We start from the raw sequence: 13901 nt of genomic DNA on the forward strand, positions 1-13901 counted from the left end.
GGTGCTCCCGGCGCGGCCGGAAGAGGCGGCGGGGCCGGCACCTCCGGCGGCGGACCGGGCAGGTTCGGCGCGGGCGCCGGCGGCTGGGCCAGCGCCGACGGCATGGCCAACGATGCGAACACCAGGTTCACGGCAACGGCCGCGGCGACACGGAAAGAACGGATCGAACGAATTGCACACCCCACCTGTCGATCGTGACACAGATGCGCGGCGCCCGCGCCTCTCCGCGAGGGCACACTCATGGGCAACCGGCGTACCGGGTATGAAGAAGGGCATGCGCATCGCCGATCCGGCCGACCTGCTCGCCGGTGCCCGCGCGGTACGGGACACCGCCACCGCGGTCATCGGGTACGCCGGAGACGTGTTCAGTGCGCCCGGCGATACCTTCGAGGCCACTCTCACCATCGACGCCACCGCAGCGGTCCCTTCGGTGCGGGCGCTGCGTCCCGGTGTGACCCACCGCGCCCTGGTGCAGGCCGGTCCCGATGACCGCGCCCCCGCCCCGCGCAAGCTGTGCATCAAGCTGTGCGACGTCTACGGGGCCGGCCGCGACCAGGACTTCCTGCTGGCATCGTCGGGCGACGGCGCACCGCTGCACCACGCGGTGCTCCCGAGCGACCCGGTGGCCCCGCTCTACTCCTCGCTGTGGCTGTATCTGGCTGGGCTGCAACCGATTCTGTTCGGCGCACGCCCCAACACCACCGGCCGCGACCTGCGGTTCGCAGCGGGCAGCGAGGTGAGCTTCATGATCAGCCCGCCGGTGGGCCAGTTCCGTCGCATCGGGACGCTCCGTCTCACCGGATCACACGACGGGCGGATCCGCTTCGCGGGAAGCACCAGTGGTGGCGGTCTGCGCCCGCTGCCACCGGTGCTCTTCTACTGACCCGGCTTCAGTTGCCGCGACCGGTCTGCTGTTGCAGTTGGTCGATCAGTTCGGACGCCTGCGCCTTCGTCGCGTCCTCGGGGACCTCCGCACCGGCCTCCTGGGCGAGGGTGTGCAGATAACTGCGCTGCGGGCCCGTCATGGGCTCTTCACCGGTGACCCACTGGGACGGGTCCTTCTCGGCGTTCTCCTGCGGTGCGTGATTCTCGTTGTCTGTCATCGTCGTTCACCTCCGCACCGGGGATGCCCCTCGCACGTGTGTTCGAAACCTGGCGAATGAGGCGGCCCCGCCGGGCTGTTGCTTAACCCTGACGAGGCCTTGGGACTACGGCCGCCCCGTAGCTACCCCCAATGGTTCCTTTCCCCTGTGCTCCATGATCAAACGGATCGACCCGCCGAAGTCGCCGTGGGGCGGCCTGGAAGGATCGCAGATCGTGGGCAAGAACGAACGCGCGAAGATCGTGATGACCGACGGTGAGATCACCGAGTTCATCGAACGCAGCCGCACGGCCACCATGGCGACCGTCCTGCCGAACGGACGGCCGCACCTGGTGGCGATGTGGTACGCGGTGCTCGACGGCGAGATCTGGTTCGAGACCAAAGCCAAGTCGCAGAAGGCCGTCAACCTGCGCCGCGACCCGACGATCACCGTGATGATCGAAGACGGTCTGTCCTACGACACCCTGCGGGGCGTGTCGATCGACGGCACTGCCGAGATCTACGACGATCCGGACACCAACCTGCGGGTCGGCATCAGTGTGTGGGAGCGCTACACCGGCCCGTACACCGAGGAGGTGCGCCCGTTCGTCGACCAGATGATGAACAACCGCATCTGCGTGCGGGTGGTGCCGTCCCGGATGCGCAGCTGGGATCACCGCAAGCTGGGCCTGGGCGGGATGCCGGTCTCGGGGAGCACCGCGCAGTACCTGTAGCGGCTGTCGCGTGCGCTCAGCGCCGCGCGAGCACCCGTTTCACGTCGGTGGTCACGGGGTCGACGATGTCGTCGAATTCATGGTTCTTCTCGACGAATCCGGCGACCATCGAGCACACCGGGACGATCCGCAGTCCGGCGTCGCGGGTGGCGTCGAGGGCCTCCCGCACGAGGATCGTCNCGACGCCCGTCTGACCGAGCGTGGCTGGGAGTTCTCCGAGGACGTCGACGACGGTGTGCGGAAAGATGCGTTGGCCGTCGTGGTCGACGAACTCGGTGAAGCCGGCCTGCTGTCCGTCGACCGAGATCGTGAACCGGTCCGCTCCGGCGGTGACCTCGGTCGCTGCGCCGGTCTTGTCGGTGGTCATGCGGGGTCTCCTGTCAGATCGGCGAACTCGGGGTTCTTGTCGATGAACTCGGCGACCATCCAGCACTGCGGCACCACGCGCAGACCGGCGGCGCGGGTCGCCTCCAGCGCCTCCCGAACGAGAATGGTGGCCAGCCCGCGTCCCTGGAACCGTGGGTCGACCTCGGTGTGCGGGAAGACCCGCCGACCGTCGCGATCGTAGAAGTCGGCGAAGCCCACCGGGCGACCCTCCACGGAGATGCTGAAGCGGTCCGGTTCAGCGACGACCTCTGTCGGCGCCCCGGTTCTGTCGTTGGCCATCTGTTCTCTATACCCGCGGAGTGGGCCGCGGTCGCAACGTGGCGTTCGGCAGCGGCGGAGCCGGTAGCCGGATGACATCGCCGCGGTAGCCGGTCACGTCCCCGAAGCGGGCGTCCCGGCCCTGCCACTGCTCGCGGAACGCGACGATCTCCTCGTGGCTGCGGCCGACGAAGTTCCACCACATGACGAGCTCCTCGGTGAACGGCACCCCGCCGAGCAGCAGCACCCGCGCCGGGCCGTCGCCGCGATTGGCCAGATGCAGCGCGGCATGGCCGGTGCCCTGGTAGGCCAGGTCGGCGATCGCGAGCGCGGTGCCGCACGCCTCGACGCTGCCCTGGTCGACCAGCACGCCGTGCTCGAATGCGGTGTCCACATCGAGCGTCACCTCGACACCGGCGTCGAGATCGAGCTGCGCCCCCAACAGCGGGGTGAAGGTGTGCACCGGTGAGCGCACGCCGTCGAGTTCGCCGAGAAACACCCGTGTCGTCAGCCCCCCGACGGTGCGGGGTCGTGGCACGTGGTGGGCGAAATCGCGGCCGGTGTCGCGGTCGGAACCGGGCAGTGCGACCCACAGCTGCGCGCCGTGCAGCACAGGCGCGTCGACCATCGACACCTCGGAGTGGCAGATGCCGGCCCCGGCGGTCATCAGGTTCAACTCCCCGGGACGCACCACGGCGTGCACCCCGCCGCTGTCCCGGTGTTCGATCTGCCCGCTGAACAACCAGCTGACCGTCTGCAATCCGGTGTGCGGGTGCGGAGGCACATCCATGCCGGGCCCGCCACGCAGGTCGTGCGGGCCGTAGTGGTCGGCGAAGCACCACGCCCCGATCAGCGACCGGTCTCGCTGCGGCAGCGTGCGCCGCACCCGAATCGCCCGCGGACCGCCCAGCGGCACCTCCCGCGGATGCAGCACCCCCGTGAATGACGAAGGGCCGCAGTCGACTTCGGAGGGCGCCGCGTCGGTGTTGCTCATGGACTCACAGTAGTCTCCTCAGAGGTTCGGCCGACGGACGCGGAGTCGACCATCGCGGCACGGATGACCTCCAGGTCGTGGTCGTCGATGCGGAACACCCCGAACCGGAACTTGTAACCCCATCGGGACTTGTCCTCGATGAAGCCGAGCTCGTCGATCAACGGCCGGATGGGCGTCTCGGCACAGTCGAGGAAGTCGACATTGCGACGCCAGTGCACGACCTCCGGCGCCACCTCCGCCTGATACGGCTCGTCATCGGCGACGCGGCCGATGGCGGTGAACGCCTGCAGCGGTGCGCCGTCCGGGTAGGCCGTCTTGGGTGAGTAGAAGATGATCCAGTCCCCTCTGGCCATCTTGCGCAGCATGTGCGGTTTGCCGTGGTTGGCCTGAGTGAAGCGGCCGCGCACCCCGCGTTCCACATGATCACGGCTCACCGTGTTGATCCAGTTCGTCATGTCCGCACGGTATGCCCGGGCACCGACGCGCGGCCGCGTCTGTGCACAGGCCCTGTGGATAACTGGCTAGAGTCTGAGCCCATGGGCGACGGCGAGCTGACGGCTGAGGATCTGCGCAACGTCACGTTCGAGAAACCGCCCTGGGGCAAGCGGGGATACGACGAGAAATCGGTGCAGGATTTCGTCGCGCTCGCGGCCCGCCGCCTCGACGGCCGCGGTCACCTGTCCGCCGAGGACGTGCGCGCGGTGCGGTTCAACAAGCCACCCTTCGGCAAGCGGGGCTTCGACGAGCAGAAGGTCGATGCGTTACTCGACGACATCGCCGCGGCCATCGCCGACCTCGATGCCTGAGTCCGACGGGTCCCGCGACGATCTGGCCGAACTGCTGCGCCGGCGCGCGCTGACCGAGGACGCCGCCCGTCCCGAGGCGGTCGAACGTCGGCACGCCGCGCAGGGCCGTACCGCCCGGGAGAACGTCGCGGATTTGGTCGACCCGGGCTCCTTCGTGGAATACGGGCGGTTCGCGATCGCCCCGCAGCGGATGCGTCGGGACCTCGAGGACCTGATCGCCCGGACGCCTGCCGACGGACTCGTCGCCGGCACCGCTCGCATCGACGGCAAGGCCTGCGCGGTCCTGTCCTACGACTACACCGTGCTCGCCGGAACGCAGGGCGCACTCGGGCACCGGAAGAAGGACCGCCTGTTCGAGCTCATCGACCGCATGCGGCTGCCCACGGTGTTCTTCGCCGAGGGCGGGGGTGGCAGGCCGGGGGACACCGACTACCCCGTGGTGTCGGCGCTCGACACCCGCGCATTCGCGTTGTGGGCCAAGCTCTCCGGCGTCGTTCCTCGCATCGCCGTGGTGAAAGGCCGCTGTTTCGCCGGCAATGCGGTGATCGCGGGAACCGCGGATCTGATCGTCGCGACCAAGGACGCCTCACTGGGTATGGGAGGACCGGCCATGATCGCCGGCGGCGGGCTGGGTGACGTGCCGCCGGACGCCGTGGGCCCGATGAGCGTTCAGGAACCCAACGGCAACGTCGACGTCGTCGTCGCCGACGAAGCCGAGGCTGTCGCCGTGACGAAGCGGTTGCTCGGCTACTTCACCGGCGACGTCGCGCAGTGGACCGCGCGTGACCAGACGGCGCTGCGCACCGCGGTGCCCGAACGGGAGCGGCGCGCCTACGACGTCGCGCCCGTCATCGAGACGCTTGCCGACGACGGCTCGGTGACTTTTCTGCGTCCCCGCTTCGCGCGGGAGATGGTGACCGCGCTGGTTCGTATCGAGGGGCGCGCGGTCGGGGTGATCGCCAACGACACCCGATTCACGGCCGGGGCCATCACCGCGGCGGCGTCGGACAAGGCGGCGCGCTTCCTGCAGCTGTGTGACGCGTTCGGACTGCCGGTGGTGTCACTGATCGATTGCCCCGGCTACATGGTCGGCCCGGCCGCCGAAGCGGAGTCGCTGGTGCGCCGGGCTTCCCGGATGCTGGTCGCCGGCGCAGCGCTTCGGGTGCCGATGGTCGCTGTCGTGCTCCGGCGGGGATACGGCCTTGGCGCCCAAGCGATGTCGGGCGGCAGCCTGCACGAGCCGGTGCTGACGGTGGCGTGGCCGGGTGCGCATCTGGGACCGATGGGTCTGGAGGGCGCGGTCCGCCTCGGGCTGCGCAAGGAACTGGAGGCGATCGCCGACGACGCGGAGCGCGAGGCCCGGGTGCGGCAGGTGACCGCGGTTGCGCAGGACAATGCGCGCGCCCTCAACGCAGCCATGCTCTTCGAGATCGATGACGTGATCGACCCCGCGGAAACCCGGTCGGTGATCGCAGCGACACTCACTGCCGCGGGTCGGCCGCACCGCAGCGGCGGCCGGTTCGTCGACACGTGGTGAGCGGCTGATCAGCCGCAGCGCGCCTGCCACCCGGTGGTCAACCAGCCGTCGGTGACCGCGGCGATGTCCTCGGTGTGCGCGTCCTGTTCCTGCCACTCGGCGAAGAAGCGGCGAACCCACTGCTCGGCCGCGAACTCGCCGAACCGGCGCGGATGGTGGACCACCACGTTCGCGGGCGCACCTTTGTCGTTGCCCGTGAGCACCACCGGCCCGACGAAGACGTTCCCGGTGAACGTGTACCGGCCGATCTGCCCGTCCGCAGCCCGCCCGTCCACCTCATAGGTCAGGTAGCCGCCGTCGTGGGCGATGCGTCGGATGCGTAGAACGGTGACCTTCGTGCTGTCCCCCATGACCCTCTTTCCCCGTCTCGTCCCGCGGTGTTCCAGCTTCTGGCAATACGTACGTACAGTCAACGGTGTTGACGTAAGGGGTGGGGATGGCTGAACCTCGGCGCCGGCTCGCTGCCGGGCGACGCCGGCGTCGTACCCTCGCGGGTACAGATCTGTCGCGCGAGGCGTACATCGACGCAGCGGTGAACCTGATCGAGAAGCGCGGTGCAGCAGGGATGAGCGCCCGAACGCTCGCCGCGGCCGTCGGTGCGGACGCGTCGGCGCTGTACCGCTACTTCGGCAGTGTCGACGACGTGCTGCGCGCCGTCGCGGACCGGATGATCGGTATCGCGCTGGACAGTTGGTCGCCTAGCGAGCACTGGATCGACTCGCTGGCCGGCCTCGCGCGTGCGCTGTACCGCGTGTACGTCAACGAGTTCCCGCAGACCAGCTTCGCGGTGGCGACACGAACGACCGGTATGGACAACGAGATTCGTGTCGTGGAACTGACCATCGGGTTGTTGCGCGAAGGCGGGTTCGATGACGCGACGGCCGCCCACCGATTCCGGTCGCTGGGCGACTTCCTCCTCGGGCAGGCGATGCTCGAGGCGGCGTTCCTCTCGTTGTCCCCGGACATCCGCAGCAGTGACAACGCCGCCTGGCAGGAACTCGGGGACCGGGTTCTTCAGGCCGAGGCTCCTCATGCGGCCGCCGCGGCGCCGCACCTGCAAGCCCTGATGCTGCGGTCGTCGTTCGAATCCTCACTGCAGCTGATGCTGAGGGGGCTGGACGCGTCGCCGCGCAGCGCGTCGTGATGTTGGGGGGCGGTGCCGTCATGGCGCCTCTCGGCGAGTGGTCGCTCGTAGCGACGGAAAGGGTTGGAGCCCGGGGCATGCCCGGCACCGCCAGCACAGTCAACCGGGCGGCTACCCGGGATATTCCGACCGGCGCTCACGCGATCTCGGCGTAATACACCCGGCGCTCGCCGACCCGTTGGCCGTTCTGCTCGGCCAGCGATTTGAGCTGGCGCAGAGCGAAGGTGCGGCCGCGGCCGGCCTCGGGCACGTAGATGCCGGCCCACAATCCCTCGGCGCGGGGTGACTCGCAGGCTTCCTTCGCGCACAGCCACCGGCGCGGGCAGGAACGGCAGATGGCCTTCGCCTCGTCGTCCGCGGTGGTGGTCCATCGGTCGGGGTCCCGGGTGCACTCGCCGACCGGCGTCTCGTCCCACGGGGTTGCGTTCATCGGGTAGCTCCTCTGTGCCTGGGCGGCGCATCCGCCGCGATGGGAGGAAAGCTAACCGACAAACCGTAGCGATGCAACAGTTTGTGTGCGCGAACTGTTGCGAAGTGACCTGAGGCGCCATCCGACGATGGCGGTGGCAGGCTGCAAAACAGGCTTCGAACTGCACGTTGTCTGCGTGGCAGCAGCACACCGGACGTCATCAAAAAGATGTAGCGTTGATGCGGTTGTGGCTGTCCCGACGGTGTAGTTTTGACGTCGAACCGTTGCGCAGTCACCTCCGAGTCGTCGCGGTACCCGCCCCGCTCGCTACGATCCGTCCGCCCTCGCGGACCCCGACCACACACGAGGAATCCCCGGCACATGATCAACGCGGAGTCGATCGCGGAATCGACCGACGCGCCCGATCCCGGGATGGTCAGGGCCGGGGCCGCAGCAGCGGCGCGGCGCCGCGAACTCGACATCAGCCAGCGCCGCCTGGCCGCCGAGGGCATCATCAACGCCGGTGCGCTGATCGCTTTCGAAAAGGGCAGGAGCTGGCCGCGGCAGCGCACCCGGGCCAAGCTCGAAGAAGTGCTGCAATGGCCGTCCGGAACCATCGAACGGCTGCGCACCGGGCAGGCCGACCGGCCGCGCCCGCCGGCGGTGCCCCCCGGGGCCGGCGACGAGGCGTCCCTGATCGCTCAGGCCGTCGTCCCCGCGGTGAGCACGATGTCGACCACGGTGGCGTCGCTGCCCCCCGTCGACGACCCGACCTTCATGCCCCGGATCACCGCGATGCTGGCCGATCTGCGACAGCTGGAAGCCGTCGCGGCTCGGGCGGCGCGGATCGGCCGCGTGACCCCCGCCTTGATCAAGGCGCTCGGTGCGGTGCGCGGCCTGTACGACGACGTGATGATGCGGGCTGCGCAGGCCCCCGATGCCACCCTCGGACAGCGGCTCTACGCCGCGCGCCGCGGCGCGAACCTGACCGTTCCGGAAACCGCGCAGGCGGCAGGCGTCGCCGAGCACGCGGTGGCGCAGGCCGAAGCCGGTGAACCGGTGGCAGCGGAGGACGCCGAGGCCATCGAGGCGCTGATCGCGCAGATCACGTGAGTTCGCTGCGATCGGATCCGCCGTGCGCAGGCGTGTCGGTATTTTGGGAGTTAACTGCAACTCGAGGACGTGGGGGAGCCCATCAGTGCCGACACCTGACGGCGCCACAGGCGTCGGTGGCGACGCCGGGTCCGCGGCGCCGAGGATCGGCTGGGTGCGTTACCACTTCGACGAAGACCGGTGGGAGTGGTCCGACGAGGTGGCGCAGATCCACGGCTATCAGCCCGGCACCGTCGTCCCCACCACCGAACTGGTGCTCAGTCACAAGCATCCCGCCGACCGCGCCCAGATGACCGCGCTCATGGAGCGGATCCGCGAAACCCGGGCGGCGTTCAGCTCGCGGCACCGCATCCGGGATGTGCACGGCCGCATCCATCACGTGATCGTGGTCGGCAACCAGCTGCGTGACGACACCGGCCGGGTGGTGGGAAGTGATGGCTTCTACGTGGACCTGACCGCCTACGAAGAAGACCGGCGCAGCGAGATGTCGGCCCAGGTCGCCGAGTTCGCCGAGCACCGCGCGGCCATCGAGCAGGCCAAAGGCATGCTGATGGTGGTCTACGGGATCGACGCCGCCGCCGCGTTCGACCTGCTGCGGTGGCGCTCGCAACAGGCGAACGTGAAGTTGCGACTGCTCGCCGAGCAGATTCTGATCGACTTCCGCGCGCTGCAGAACGATGGTGCGCTGCCGACGCGGGAGGTGTACGACGGTGTGCTGATGACCGCTCATCGGCGGTTGCCCTCCGGTACACAGGACGCGGGGGCGAGCGGCGAGAACAGGGCCGGCGCTGCTTCTTAACGGCGGAGTTGCCTCCGGTTTTCGCCTGACGCCGAACCAGAGGCAACCGTCCCGTTCAACGCTTCCTCCGAGCCTAGGGACGCTCCCGGCGCCGCCGATGGGGCCAAAGGTCCACTCCGTACGGCTAAAGGCCCCCGGCGTCTTGCGTTTGGTTGCGCCCGGGGCGGGGCACGATGCTCCGACAACACGGAGGTGGGATGACGGCGGAGCTGGCAGCGGAGCAGGACGCGGACGGCTGTCCGAAACACATGCGGTTCGGCCCCTGCGGCGGGGTCAGGCCCGACGGCCAGTGCGAGATGCGGACCGGGCCGTGCGTGTTTCCCGAGACCGTGCTGTGGGATGGTGCCACGGCCGAAGTGCCGCGCGTGACGGCGCCGCTGATTCTCACCGACTTCAGCTGCCGTCCGTTCGACGCCGCCGACCTGGCGGCCACCGCGGACGCACTGGCCGACTCCTGTGATGCGGTGCTGGTCGGCGAACACCAGAACCGGCCGGATTTCCCGCCCACACTGATGGGCCGCCTGCTCCTCGACGCCGGGGTGCAGCCCTGGATCACGCTGTCGTGCCGCGATCGCAATCGCGTGGTGCTCGAACAGGAGTTGCGCGGGCTGGCCCTGACCGGCGTGCAGACGGTGCTGTGCGTGACCGGCGACGGGCGCGCCTACGATGTGCGCCCCGATGTCACGCAGACGTTCGACCTCGACGGTCCGCGCCTGGTGGCGTTGGCGGCAGCACTGGGGATCACCGCCGCTGTGCCTGAAACACCCTCGGCGCCACCGATTTCGGGGCGGCCGCTGCGTCTGGTGCAGAAGCAGCGGGCCGGTGCGGGCATCGCCGTGCTCAACCACATGTCCGCACCCACGGTGGTGGCCGACTTCATGGCGGCCGCGCGTGCGGCCGGGCTGGCGATCCCCGTGCTGGCAGCCGTCGCGGTGATCACCGACCAGCTCTCGGCGGCCGTGCTCCAGGGCCTGCCCGGGCTGGGGGTGGACCCCGCCGTGGTCGACAGCATCCTCGGCGCGTCCGATCCGGTGGAGGCGGGCATCGAGGCCGCCGTCGCAGAGGCCCGGGCGCTGCTGGCCATCGACGGCGTCGACGGGGTCAACGTGTCGGGGCTGGCGTCGGCGGCGGGAGCGCGGGCCGGAGCCGAGATCAAGGCTGAAGTCGGACGACGGATCCGACGGGGGAGGGAGGCGCTGTGAGTGACGCGATGTCCGCCGAGTTCGACACCGTGGCCGAATGGACGGCGGCGGTCGCTCGCGATCTGGGACCGCCGTACCACGTGCCGGCCGGGTGCCGGGGCAGCGGCAATCCGGCCGCCCTCGATTGGCTGATCGGCGAACTCGACCTGCGTCGCGGGAAGACGTTGCTCGACTGCGGCGCCGGGGTCGGCGGGCCTGCGGCCTACGCCGTCGGTCGGCAACCGGTCACACCGCTGTTGGTTGAGCCGGAGGCGGGTGCGTGCCGCGCCGCGCGGTCGCTCTTCGGTTTCCCGACGGTGCAAGGCAGTGCCGACGCGTTGCCGTTCGCCGATGTCTCCGTCGACGCGGCCTGGTGCCTGGGTGTGGTGTGCACGACACCCGACCACGACGCGGTGCTGCGCGAACTGCGCCGGGTGGTGCGTCCGCCCGGCCGGATCGGCCTGCTGGTCTTCGTCGCGCGCACACCGCTGACCGATGACGAGACACCGGAGGGCAACCACTTCCCGACGCCGGGCTCGCTGGGCGACGCGGTGGCCGCCGCCGGGCTGACCGTGGTCTCCCGGCTGCGCACCTCTGATCTGCCTGAGATGCCCGGGGAGTGGCAGGACCGGGTCGACCGAGTCGACGAGGAACTGGAGCGCCGGTACGGCGACGACGCGGCCTGGCAGGTGGCGGAGCGGCAGTCCGGGCAGATGGGCGACCTGCTCGCCGACGGGCGGATCTTCGGCGAGGTGCTGAGTCTGCGGCTGTCCTAGGGCCGGAAACCCTCGGGCCGGCCGGGGTCGTGCGGGAAGTGCGCGGCCAGTGCCGCGCAGATCTCGAGGAACTTGACCCTCGAGGCCGGCGACAGGTCCCGGGTCCCGTCGATCACGCCGCCCGGTCGGAGGCCACCGTCGAACGGCACCTCCACGATCAGCTGGCCGTGTCCGGAGAACTGTTGTGCCAGGACGGTTTTCGTGCGCTTGTCCGCGTGACCGTCGGAGTCGTTGAGCACCACCACCGTGCGGTGCAGCAGGCCGTTGAAGCCGCGCGCGGCGAGCCAGTCCAGCGTCTGACCGGCGGCCGCCGCGCCGTCGATCCACGGGGAGGACACCACGACGAGCGCGTCGAGATCGCGCAGCGCCTCCTGGGTCACCGGGGAGTCCATGGTCGAACTGCAGTCGACGACGGAGATCGTGAAGTGGCGGTCAAGTCGAGCCGTCGCCTCGCGGTAGATCGCCGGATCGAGCACACGTCGGCGCGCGGGAGTCGCTTCGCCGGCGAGCACGAACAGTCCGGCGGCGTTGCTGCCGACCCGATTGCGGACGTCGGCGAACGTCTCGAGGTGCTGATCGCCGGCGAGCTCCCAGAACGAGCCTTGGGCACGGGGATCCACCCGGCTGCCCAACTTGCCGAATGCCGTATCGGCGTCGACGGCCACCACGCGATCGTCCTGGCGGAGTTCGGCGAACACCGAGCCGATGCACGCCGAGACCGTGGTCTTGCCGACGCCGCCCTTGCCCATCACGCCGACTTTGAAGTGCCCGCGCAGCGGCGCCCGAATCGCCGCCTCGAGTCCGGCGATGCGGCGTTCGGCCGGCGAGGGCCCGAGGTTGATCAGACCGAACGTGGCCTTGAACAGAACCCGCCGCCATCCCCGGCCGGGCGTGGGCTTGCGCACCGGAACGAGGTCGGCCGGGCGGATGCGCTCGGCGTACGACCCAGGCTGGGCCGGCAGCCCGGCGGTGTCGGGTTCATGAGGCCGGGGCGGCCAGGGGCCGGGCGGCGGCGTCGGGCGTCCCGCCGGCGGCCACGCGGGTGGTCGTACCGGCGCGCCGGGCCTCAGGACTTGCGTCGGGCTCGCGTCGATCGGCGGGCGGGACGGCACGACGGGGGACTGACCCGTGGGAGGGGTCCCCGAGTCCGTCCACCCCGATTCGCCCCGCAGTGTCTCATCGCGGTCCGTCACAACGCGTCTCCTCGCCGGTGCCATCGTGCAGGGCCTCAGCGTACGGGGCGACCCCCGGAGCAAAGACATCCCGGGTCTGTGTCCTTGACCGGTCAACTGACTGGGAATCGGCCAGTCGGTGGTGCAGCCGGCTCCGACCCCGTCAGCGACGACCTCGGTGGCCACCCAGCCTCGCCAGTTTGCCTTAACGGAGAAAAACCTGCTCGTACCACTCTTACTAGTAGCTGGTGGCGGCCATCTCCCACCGCTTCGTGGGTCCTCGACCCCCGAAATTGGTGAGAGGGCAGGGGGTGACCCGCTGGTAGGCTCCCAGCGGGAAGGGGTGATCAAGCGTGGAGATGTCCGATGATGCCGGCGGGTTCGGCAAAGTCCTCGGTGGCGCTTTCGGCAATGCCGGCGCGCGGGCGCGAACGGCGTCGTCCGGCTCGGAGATCCTCGATGCAGGCCAGCTGCTGATCGCCGGGATGCGGTTGACCACCGGGTGGGGTCGGCCCGACCCCGGCGAGGCATTCGGGCGCGGCGCCTCCGGCTTCACCGACGCGGGCCAGACTGTCGACTCGGCGTACCCCCGGGACGACTGGGCCGGCGCAGGTTCGTGGACATACGCCTCCGCGAACCGCCGGCAGTCCGGGTCCGCCGTGTCGCTGGCTGTGCTGGATCGCGACGTGCAGACGGTCGTCGCACGGGAGGCTTTCCAGGTCGACTACCACCGCGGCAAGCTCGACGACCAGTCCGATCATCTGTCCAAACTCGGCTACGCCACATGGTCGCTGGCCCTCATCCCCGGGGTGGGGAAGGCGCTCAAGGCTGCTGTCGAGATGACTGCCGTCAACACCGCTCTCCTGGTCAGCACCACCGAGCTCGCCAACCTGGCGTCCGAGACCGGTGAGAACGCGGCCGAGCTGCGCCGGCTCGCCGAGGAGTACTCGGCGTTGACGCGGAAGGCGGCGCCACCGCCGCAGCCCGACAAGCCCACGTCGTCCTCGGACGAGGAGGAGCGCCGCCCGGTCTCGGAGCCGACCCCCGGCCGGCCGTCCGGGCCCGCCCCCGAGCCGGGGCCGTCCGTCGGGGGAGCGTCGCCCGCCCCGGCACCGTCTGAACCACCCGTGATGCAGTGCGCGCCGGCTCCGGCCGCCGAGGCCGCGACCGCCGGACAAGCTGCGCCCTCGCCCGCCGCCGGGGATCCGATGGCCGCAATGTCGTCGGTGTTCGGTGCGGTGGGCGGCGCGATCGGCTCCGCGGTGGCGCCGATTGCCGCGGCGCTGACCGGAGTCGTCAGCGCGGCGGGCCAGGCACTGTCGACGACGACGTCGGCGCGGGCTGCCGAGTCGACCGACGTCGCACCGGACGGCGAGACGGCGACGACCGACGAAGACCGCACCGAGATCTTCATCCTCGCCGAATCGCTCGGCGGGGTGGAGTCCCTGATCGAGTACCCCGGCGCGATGACGCACGCCTCGACCGCAGGATCCCAGCTGGAGGTGCCCGA

General features: G+C 70.1%; 18 protein-coding genes and 1 pseudogene. 10 read left to right on the top strand and 9 right to left on the bottom strand.

What is annotated here, in order from left to right; genetic code table 11:
• The first annotated feature begins 262 nt into the window (after window positions 1-262).
• The gene (locus MCHUDSM44219_RS25820; protein WP_053081392.1) at window positions 263-883 is read left to right on the top strand and encodes a hypothetical protein; all 621 of its coding nucleotides are present in this window, start codon (window positions 263-265) and stop codon (window positions 881-883) included.
• Between the two features lie 7 nt (window positions 884-890).
• On the opposite strand, the gene MCHUDSM44219_RS25825 is transcribed toward MCHUDSM44219_RS25820, so the two are convergent.
• Window positions 891-1103, bottom strand: coding sequence for a DUF3072 domain-containing protein (locus MCHUDSM44219_RS25825; protein WP_048421131.1), 213 nt, complete (start codon window positions 1101-1103; stop codon window positions 891-893).
• Window positions 1104-1317: 214 nt separating this feature from the next.
• On the opposite strand from MCHUDSM44219_RS25825, the gene MCHUDSM44219_RS25830 reads away from it, so the two are divergent.
• Window positions 1318-1815 carry a pyridoxamine 5'-phosphate oxidase family protein gene (locus tag MCHUDSM44219_RS25830; protein ID WP_048421146.1) on the top strand — a complete coding sequence of 166 codons (498 nt, stop codon included), beginning with the start codon at window positions 1318-1320 and terminating at the stop codon, window positions 1813-1815.
• Between the two features lie 16 nt (window positions 1816-1831).
• Here the strand turns inward: MCHUDSM44219_RS25830 and MCHUDSM44219_RS31415 are convergent.
• The 5 genes and pseudogenes from MCHUDSM44219_RS31415 to MCHUDSM44219_RS25850 form a co-directional block, all read right to left on the bottom strand.
• Window positions 1832-1994: N-acetyltransferase (locus tag MCHUDSM44219_RS31415; protein WP_236695588.1), on the bottom strand; the 163-nt coding region annotated here is incomplete at its 5' end.
• A gap of 1 nt (window position 1995) precedes the next feature.
• Window positions 1996-2182: pseudogene (locus MCHUDSM44219_RS31420) on the bottom strand (GNAT family N-acetyltransferase); the annotation flags it as partial.
• Window positions 2179-2481 carry a GNAT family N-acetyltransferase gene (locus tag MCHUDSM44219_RS25840; RefSeq protein WP_048421133.1) on the bottom strand — a complete coding sequence of 101 codons (303 nt, stop codon included), beginning with the start codon at window positions 2479-2481 and terminating at the stop codon, window positions 2179-2181. The pseudogene MCHUDSM44219_RS31420 and the gene MCHUDSM44219_RS25840, both read right to left, overlap by 4 nt.
• Before the next feature lie 7 nt (window positions 2482-2488).
• Window positions 2489-3454 (bottom strand): pirin family protein, encoded by a 966-nt coding sequence (locus MCHUDSM44219_RS25845; RefSeq protein ID WP_048421134.1) that lies wholly within the window; start codon window positions 3452-3454, stop codon window positions 2489-2491.
• Complete coding sequence (locus MCHUDSM44219_RS25850; RefSeq protein ID WP_048421135.1) at window positions 3451-3909, bottom strand: EVE domain-containing protein; 459 nt, start codon at window positions 3907-3909, stop codon at window positions 3451-3453. Before MCHUDSM44219_RS25850 ends, MCHUDSM44219_RS25845 begins: the two co-directional genes overlap by 4 nt.
• 81 nt (window positions 3910-3990) lie before the next feature.
• On the opposite strand from MCHUDSM44219_RS25850, the gene MCHUDSM44219_RS25855 reads away from it, so the two are divergent.
• Window positions 3991-4260, top strand: coding sequence for a DivIVA domain-containing protein (locus tag MCHUDSM44219_RS25855; RefSeq protein WP_048421136.1), 270 nt, complete (start codon window positions 3991-3993; stop codon window positions 4258-4260).
• Window positions 4253-5797 carry an acyl-CoA carboxylase subunit beta gene (locus MCHUDSM44219_RS25860; protein ID WP_048421137.1) on the top strand — a complete coding sequence of 515 codons (1545 nt, stop codon included), beginning with the start codon at window positions 4253-4255 and terminating at the stop codon, window positions 5795-5797. The genes MCHUDSM44219_RS25855 and MCHUDSM44219_RS25860 overlap by 8 nt, the downstream gene beginning before the upstream one ends.
• A gap of 8 nt (window positions 5798-5805) precedes the next feature.
• Here MCHUDSM44219_RS25860 and MCHUDSM44219_RS25865 read toward each other — a convergent pair whose 3' ends face one another.
• On the bottom strand, window positions 5806-6147 hold the full coding sequence (locus MCHUDSM44219_RS25865) for a hypothetical protein (protein ID WP_048421138.1): 342 nt from the start codon (window positions 6145-6147) through the stop codon (window positions 5806-5808).
• Window positions 6148-6233: 86 nt separating this feature from the next.
• Here MCHUDSM44219_RS25865 and MCHUDSM44219_RS25870 point away from each other — a divergent pair, with 86 nt between their 5' ends.
• Window positions 6234-6941, top strand: coding sequence for a TetR/AcrR family transcriptional regulator C-terminal domain-containing protein (locus MCHUDSM44219_RS25870; protein ID WP_082162405.1), 708 nt, complete (start codon window positions 6234-6236; stop codon window positions 6939-6941).
• 136 nt (window positions 6942-7077) lie between these two features.
• On the opposite strand, the gene MCHUDSM44219_RS25875 is transcribed toward MCHUDSM44219_RS25870, so the two are convergent.
• On the bottom strand, window positions 7078-7371 hold the full coding sequence (locus MCHUDSM44219_RS25875; RefSeq protein ID WP_043403810.1) for a WhiB family transcriptional regulator: 294 nt from the start codon (window positions 7369-7371) through the stop codon (window positions 7078-7080).
• Between the two features lie 360 nt (window positions 7372-7731).
• Between MCHUDSM44219_RS25875 and MCHUDSM44219_RS25880 the strand changes: the two genes are divergently transcribed.
• The 4 genes from MCHUDSM44219_RS25880 (at window position 7732) to MCHUDSM44219_RS25895 (ending at window position 11219) form a co-directional block, all read left to right on the top strand.
• The gene (locus MCHUDSM44219_RS25880) at window positions 7732-8463 is read left to right on the top strand and encodes a hypothetical protein (protein WP_048421140.1); all 732 of its coding nucleotides are present in this window, start codon (window positions 7732-7734) and stop codon (window positions 8461-8463) included.
• 85 nt (window positions 8464-8548) lie between these two features.
• On the top strand, window positions 8549-9262 hold the full coding sequence (locus MCHUDSM44219_RS25885) for a PAS and ANTAR domain-containing protein (protein ID WP_048421141.1): 714 nt from the start codon (window positions 8549-8551) through the stop codon (window positions 9260-9262).
• Between the two features lie 197 nt (window positions 9263-9459).
• Entirely contained in the window at window positions 9460-10464 is a 1005-nt protein-coding gene (locus tag MCHUDSM44219_RS25890) for a methylenetetrahydrofolate reductase C-terminal domain-containing protein (protein ID WP_048421142.1), read from the top strand.
• A complete protein-coding gene (locus MCHUDSM44219_RS25895) occupies window positions 10461-11219 on the top strand; it encodes a class I SAM-dependent methyltransferase (protein WP_201778179.1) in 759 nt (252 codons plus the stop codon). Before MCHUDSM44219_RS25890 ends, MCHUDSM44219_RS25895 begins: the two co-directional genes overlap by 4 nt.
• Here MCHUDSM44219_RS25895 and MCHUDSM44219_RS25900 read toward each other — a convergent pair.
• A complete protein-coding gene (locus MCHUDSM44219_RS25900; RefSeq protein ID WP_048421143.1) occupies window positions 11216-12412 on the bottom strand; it encodes a MinD/ParA family ATP-binding protein in 1197 nt (398 codons plus the stop codon). The two genes, MCHUDSM44219_RS25895 and MCHUDSM44219_RS25900, sit on opposite strands and share 4 nt — an antisense overlap.
• 332 nt (window positions 12413-12744) lie before the next feature.
• Here MCHUDSM44219_RS25900 and MCHUDSM44219_RS31425 point away from each other — a divergent pair.
• A partial coding sequence (locus tag MCHUDSM44219_RS31425; RefSeq protein WP_048421144.1) for an EspA/EspE family type VII secretion system effector occupies window positions 12745-13901 on the top strand: 1157 nt, incomplete at its 3' end.

This window comes from Mycolicibacterium chubuense (assembly GCF_001044255.1).
In the GTDB taxonomy this organism is placed as follows: Bacteria; Actinomycetota; Actinomycetes; order Mycobacteriales; family Mycobacteriaceae; genus Mycobacterium; species Mycobacterium chubuense.

Coding starts and splice junctions, on each gene's coding strand:
- MCHUDSM44219_RS25820 (WP_053081392.1), top strand. CDS start 263: ATGAAGAAGGGCATGCGCATCGCCGATCCGGCCGACCTGCTCGCCGGT.
- MCHUDSM44219_RS25825 (WP_048421131.1), bottom strand. CDS start 1,103: ATGACAGACAACGAGAATCACGCACCGCAGGAGAACGCCGAGAAGGAC.
- MCHUDSM44219_RS25840 (WP_048421133.1), bottom strand. CDS start 2,481: ATGGCCAACGACAGAACCGGGGCGCCGACAGAGGTCGTCGCTGAACCG.
- MCHUDSM44219_RS25845 (WP_048421134.1), bottom strand. CDS start 3,454: ATGAGCAACACCGACGCGGCGCCCTCCGAAGTCGACTGCGGCCCTTCG.
- MCHUDSM44219_RS25850 (WP_048421135.1), bottom strand. CDS start 3,909: ATGACGAACTGGATCAACACGGTGAGCCGTGATCATGTGGAACGCGGG.
- MCHUDSM44219_RS25855 (WP_048421136.1), top strand. CDS start 3,991: ATGGGCGACGGCGAGCTGACGGCTGAGGATCTGCGCAACGTCACGTTC.
- MCHUDSM44219_RS25860 (WP_048421137.1), top strand. CDS start 4,253: ATGCCTGAGTCCGACGGGTCCCGCGACGATCTGGCCGAACTGCTGCGC.
- MCHUDSM44219_RS25865 (WP_048421138.1), bottom strand. CDS start 6,147: ATGGGGGACAGCACGAAGGTCACCGTTCTACGCATCCGACGCATCGCC.
- MCHUDSM44219_RS25870 (WP_082162405.1), top strand. CDS start 6,234: ATGGCTGAACCTCGGCGCCGGCTCGCTGCCGGGCGACGCCGGCGTCGT.
- MCHUDSM44219_RS25875 (WP_043403810.1), bottom strand. CDS start 7,371: ATGAACGCAACCCCGTGGGACGAGACGCCGGTCGGCGAGTGCACCCGG.
- MCHUDSM44219_RS25880 (WP_048421140.1), top strand. CDS start 7,732: ATGATCAACGCGGAGTCGATCGCGGAATCGACCGACGCGCCCGATCCC.
- MCHUDSM44219_RS25890 (WP_048421142.1), top strand. CDS start 9,460: ATGACGGCGGAGCTGGCAGCGGAGCAGGACGCGGACGGCTGTCCGAAA.